The organism is Limnohabitans sp. 2KL-17 (genome assembly GCF_003063415.1).
Classification (GTDB): Bacteria; Pseudomonadota; Gammaproteobacteria; order Burkholderiales; family Burkholderiaceae_C; genus Limnohabitans_A.
Window position 1 is genome coordinate 1 of the sequence record NZ_NESK01000052.1, and the last position, 6237, is coordinate 6237.

At 58.2% G+C, this 6237-nt stretch carries 2 protein-coding genes; both read left to right on the forward strand.

The features are described from left to right. Positions 1-4761: beta strand repeat-containing protein (locus B9Z45_RS17085; protein WP_370445855.1), on the forward strand; the 4761-nt coding region annotated here is incomplete at its 5' end. Beyond that, positions 4644-5960 carry a hypothetical protein gene (locus B9Z45_RS16960; protein ID WP_146180951.1) on the forward strand — a complete coding sequence of 439 codons (1317 nt, stop codon included), beginning with the start codon at positions 4644-4646 and terminating at the stop codon, positions 5958-5960. The genes B9Z45_RS17085 and B9Z45_RS16960, both read left to right, overlap by 118 nt. Positions 5961-6237: the final 277 nt, after the last annotated feature.

Consider the following 6237-nt stretch of genomic DNA (forward strand, 5'->3'; position numbering starts at 1 on the left):
GCACCCAAAAGCGCGGCGCTGGTCAGTGGCGGCGTTGATGCCGGTCATGTGCAGGTTTGGGCGAGTCAGCAACAAGGCTCCGAACGCTGGTATGTGTTCGGCCAGCGCTACGACGCCAATGGTTTGCCGGTGGGTAGCGAGTTCCGGGTGCACGTGGCCACAACAGGAAATCATGGCTTTCTCATGCAAAGCGCGGGCATTCAGGAACTGGACGTGACGGGCTTGACGGGTGGCGGTTTTGTTGTGACCTGGGGTTCGGATAACAACTCCGACTGGCAAATTTATTCTCGCCGTTTCGATGCCAACGGCACAGCTTTGGACGCTGCGGACGTGACGGTCAACACGTACTCATCAGACTACCAGATGGCACCGCAAATCTCCAAGTTGTCTGATGGCGGTTACGTCATTGTCTGGGCGTCTAACGGTCAAGATGGCAGCGGCAGCGGTGTTTACGGCCAGCGCTACAACAGCGGCGGCGTGGCTCAGGGGGGGGAGTTCTTGGTCAACGTGGGGGCTACTGCGGGTAATCAGGGGTCTCGTTTCGGTCTCACCGACTATTACGAAGAAGCCCTGTCGGTGGTTGGCCTCAAGAACGGTGGTTTTGTGGTCACCTGGTTCTCTGATGCATCCGGCACGGGCGAAGTTTTTGCTCGGCGTTACGACTTAAACGGCACGCCCCAAGGCAGCATTTTCCAGGTCAACACCGCTACAGTCGGTAAGCAGTGGTTCCCGCAGATCACGGATTTGGCCGACGGGGGCTTTTTGGTCACCTATGCTGACGACACAACAGACGGCGCTGGTTACGGGGTCTATGCCCAACGGTATGACTCCAACGGCGACAAAATGGGCGTTAACTTCCGTATCAACACCACCACCTCGGGCAACCAAGGTGGGAAGGACGCCAACCAGGATGACCGTTTGCACGACGTGGCTGGTTTGGCCAACGGCGGTTGGGTGGCGGTTTGGTGCTCAGACAATCAAGACGGCTCTTTGAGCGGTATTTACAGCCAGGTCTACGACCGCGAGGGCCAGCCGGTCGGGCCAGAGACCCGGGTCAACACCGTCACCGCCAATGAGCAACGGCACACCACGGTCAGCGCCTTGGCAGACGGGGGCTACGTGGTGGGCTGGGGCAGCTTTGGTCCAGACGGCTCAAACTGGGGTGTTTATCAAAAGTTTTTTGATGCTAACGGCACCGAGCTCGCTGCGCCCAAGACCTTCACAGAATTGGCTGGTGCAGACACCCCCGCCAACGACGTGGTGATCAACGACACCGTGACGGTGACAGATGTGGACGGACTGAGCGAAATCGTGACGGCCAGTGTGGTCATCACCAACTTTAAAACGGGCGACGAACTGCTGTTTACCAACACCACCCTCATCACGGGCACCTACAGTGCAGGCACACTGACACTGAGCAAAGTCGGTGGACAGACGGTGACGGACGCGGACTTCCAGGCGGCACTGCGCACGGTGAAGTTCAACAACACATCAGACACACCAGACACGACAGCGCGCAGCATCACCTTCAAGGCGAGCGATGCGAGCGCGATCAGCACCACGTTCGTGACGCAGACGGTCAACGTTGTGGCGACCAACGACGCGCCCACCGCCGTGGCCTTGACCAACACAACCACCAGCTTGGCAGAAACCACCAGCACCACCACCCGAATCAGGGTGGCCGACATCGCTGTCACGGACGATGCGCAGGGCACCAACACCATCACACTCACAGGTACCGATGCAGGAAACTTTGAGGTGGTAGGCGCAGCCCTGTACCTCAAAGCCGGTGTAGTGCTGAACTATGAAACCAAGGCCAGCTACGCAGTCAGCGTGAAGGTGGCCGACAGCACCGTTGCGGGCAGCACATTTGTGAGCACCAACTACGCGCTGCAGGTGATCGATACCACAGCGCCCAACGCTCCCACACTCACCAGTCTCACAGACAACGTGGGTGCGGTGCAAGGCGCCGTGAGCAATAACGGCAACACCGACGACACCACCCCCACGCTACGCTACAGCCTGAGCGGAACCAACGCGCTTGCAGGCCACCAGATCCAGCTGTTCGATGGCACCAAGTCACTGGGCAGCGCAGTGACATTGACGGTCTCCGACATCACTAACGGTTTTGTGGACCTCACGCCTTCGACCCTGAGCACAGGTACCTACAACTTCAATGCCAAACTGACGGACAAGGCCGGCAACACCAGCAACGCCAGCAGCTCAAACACCGTGAATATTACTGCCACGCCAACGCTGGACCTCAATGGCGCCAGCACGACTGGCACGGGCAGCAGCGTCAGCAAGTCCGTGGGCTCGCTGCCACAGACTACCATTGCCTTTCACTTCTTCCGGCTCGATACGTGGGACAACGAATTGTTCAACGTCTATGTCAATGACCAGGTGGTGTTCAGTCAAGCCTTTTTATACAGCACGAACACCGAAGATAACTCTGGCACCCATCCGTCAGGCTATTCGTGGACATTAGCCCGACAGAACTACGCCAATTTTTACGGCAACACCTTAGGGGCCGATGGTCATTACTACATCACCATCACGTCACCCTTTGTGCTCGATAATTTCAAGCTGGGTTTTGGGAGTACGCTCGATCAGGCGGGTTCTGACGAAAGCTTCGGCGTTGACAATGTGACCATCAACGGAACCATTATCGACACCTTCCCAAATACCACGCCGGGTTACGGCAGCTATGGTTTTGTTGTCACCATTAATCCCTCCTGGACTATATTGGCTGCAGATGGCCTCACCACCAAACTATCTGGGCAGAACTTCTGGAAATACCAAGAGGGTGGCGAAACTGGCCTGCAACTGGCTGCCAATGCGGCCTTGACCTCGACCAGCAACATCAAGCGCATTGAGGTGACCCCGCAGGGCCTGCTCAACGGCAGTGCAGAAAACCTACTTATCGGCACGACCAAACTCAACGCCGACGGCACCTCTTTGCCGGCGACCGTTGTCGACGCCCAAGGCCTCACCTGGACCGTCACTTACGCTTCGGGCCGCTTCAGCTTTACACCTTCACCGGTCACTTTCGTCACCACCAGCCAGGCCCAGGCCTTCATTCAAGGTCTGTCCTACATCAACGGCGAAGCCACGCCCGATGCCGGTCTGCGCACCTTCACGGTGTCGGTTGTGGACGTCAACGACGCATCCTCCACGGCCGTGGCCAACTTCCAGGTCAACAAACAGAACGTGCCCATCACCGTCACGGTCGACGGCGTGCAGTCGGGCACCATTGCCTACGGCGCAGGCGCAGCCAGCAGCTTTGCGAGCGCACCCCAGATTTCGGGCTCCAGCACCATGCTGGACACCTTAAAAATCACCGCCGCCAAAGCCGAATTGAGTGATCTGCTTGACCCCGCGCAAGGCGTGAAACTGACCAGCATCGAGCGCATCGACCTGGCCACCAGCACTGCCGCTAACACGCTCACGCTCAGCAACACCGAAGTGCTGGCCATGGGCAGCGAAGACGCGGTTCTCAGCACCACATCGCTCTGGAAGAGCGCAAGCTACGCACTGCAAACCGGGGCCAGCAACGCCTACAAACAAGTCGTGGTGGATGGCGGCACAAACGACACCTTGGTGCTGGGCGGCAACTGGCGCAACGACGGGGCTGTCACCAAGGATGGCAAGGCCTATGCCGTGTACAGCAGCGCACCGGCTTACAGCTTGGCGGCGCCAGTCAATTTACTCAGCAATGGCAGCTTCAGCAACAGCACCTTTGTCAGCGGGACAAACTCCAGCGCGGCAAACTGGACATTGTCTCCGACCAATGCACCAGTGTTTCCCCCTGGTCGAGGCACAGACGGCGATATCGCTGCCAACTTTAACTATGGCAAACCGAGTGGTGGCTTCATGTATCAGACCATTGACACGGTGGCAGGTAAAACCTACACCATGCAGGTAGATGCATATGGAGCGGATGGAGCTTTCACAGAAACTCAGGTTGAATTAGCGGCTTTCAATGACACCAATTTTGGCGTAACCGCACTGTCGACCCAAACTTTTACAGGACTTGCGATCGAAGGCTCAACTTCCTCCAATACAAACCGTGGCACGGTTTACGCCATCACATTCACGGCCTCATCTACCCGCACCAGCGTCAGGATTAAAGATGCCACTGCGACCGCTAGCGATTCACAGGATTTGATCGTTGACCGGGTCGTGGTGTTTGAATCAGCCACAGGCTATATTGCGGGCTCTAACGGCGTTAATGACACATCGCTGAACGACACGATCAAGGGCACAAGCTCAGACGACCGCCTCATGGGCGGCACCGGCAACGACACCATGGATGGTGGCGAGGGAACTGACTATGCCCTCTACTCGGGTAACCGCAGTGAGTACACCATTTCAGCGGCGACCGGCAACACCACCGGCACCACCACCGTGACCGACAACCGAGTCGGCGGCAGGCTTGACGGCACTGACGGGCTGACCAACATCGAGTACCTCCAGTTCAACGACGGTGTTTATACGGTGGCGACCGGTGCCTTTGTGGCCGCCGCCCAGGTCCTGGTGAACAGCGACATCAAAGTGAGCGCCAACAGCGTCAATGCGGCTCAGCTGCCCACCATCACCAATTTGCTGACCAACGGCAGCTTGGCACCAGTGCCAATGACAAAATGGCGGGCGGTACCGGCAACGACACCATCAATGGGCAGGGCGGGACCAACACAGCGCTGTACACAGGCAGCCGTAGCCAGTACACCATCACCATCGCGTCTGGCACCACCACCGTGACAGACAGCCGTGGCAGCAGCTTTGACGGTACCGACACGCTGACCAACGTCCAGTACCTTCAGTTCACCGACGGTGTTTACGACGTAGGAACAGGACTCATGATCAGCCAGACTGCCATCAGCACCATCGCGGGTAACGACGTGATTTCGGCTGCCGAGCGCAGCACCGGTGTCACGCTCAGCGGCACCTGCGACACCACGGCCACCAGCGTGGTTCTGAACATCGCAGGCGTCGAACGCACGGCAGCGGTATCCAGTGGAAACTGGTCCTACACGTTGGCCGACGCTGTGGGCAACTCCGACTACGTGAACATGGGCGCGGGGCAAGAGATCATTGGCGTAAGGTCCTTCAAGGGGAGCCAGCTGCTCAACACGGCTACGCGCACCATCTCGGTGAACACGGATGCAACGCCGCTGGTGCTTGACCTCAATGGCGATGGCGTGCGCACCACCAATATGGCTCGGGGCGTGCTGTTCGATGTGGAGGCATCAGGCAAACCCAAGCTGTCGGGTTGGACGGATGGCAAGGATGGCCTGCTGGTTCTGGACTTGAATGGCGACGGGCAGATCAAAGACGGTAGCGAATTGTTTGGCAGCGGTACGCAATTGGCCGATGGCTCCAAGGCCAATGATGGCTACGAGGCTTTGCGCCAGTACGATGGCAACGGCGATGGCTCGATCGACGCACGCGATACGGTTTTTAGCCAATTGCGCCTGTGGATAGATGCCAACCAAGACGGCGTGACCGATGCGGGTGAGTTGCAAAGTCTGTCGCAATGGGGCGTGCAGTCCTTGGATCTGAAAGCCCAGACCGGCGCCCATGTGGACAATGGCAACCTCTTGGGGCTGGTGTCGCAGTGGACCGGGGCCGACGGACTTACCCACGATCTGGCCGACGTCTGGTTCCAGTCCTTGTCGCTGGACAGCCTGGTTCGCACCGCTTTGCCCGAGCAAAAGATCGATCTGAGCCAGGACACAACGGCCAACACCCTGCACCTTAGCCTGGAGCAAGTGCTGCAGAGCCCGCACAAGGTCATGGTGATTGACGCCGCCAGCAACGACGAGGTTGTGCTCGGTGGTGCAGGCTGGCATGACACCGGAACCAGCACCGTGGTGGGCATCGACACCTATGCGCTTTGGAGCAACCAGTCCGGGCATGTGCTGATCAACGACCAGGCCAAGCTCTCGGTAGTGATGTAAAGCGAGCTCTTGATCGTCAGGTGTGCTTTCGGCCAATGTGGCTGATAAAAAAGTGCACCTGGCCATCAAGCTGGCGGGTAATCCGCCCAGGGCCCTGCTCAGGCGGTAGTGCTTGTAGGAGTACATCCATTGCGTGACGAAGTGCTGAACGTTTTAAATGCTGGCACAGCCGTACTGGGATAACCATGCGTAGCGCACTGTTCTGTGACCTACCCCCCATAAACCGTACCAGCCATATTCCAAGAAGTCCATCAACCCGGAGAATGATGGACATGAG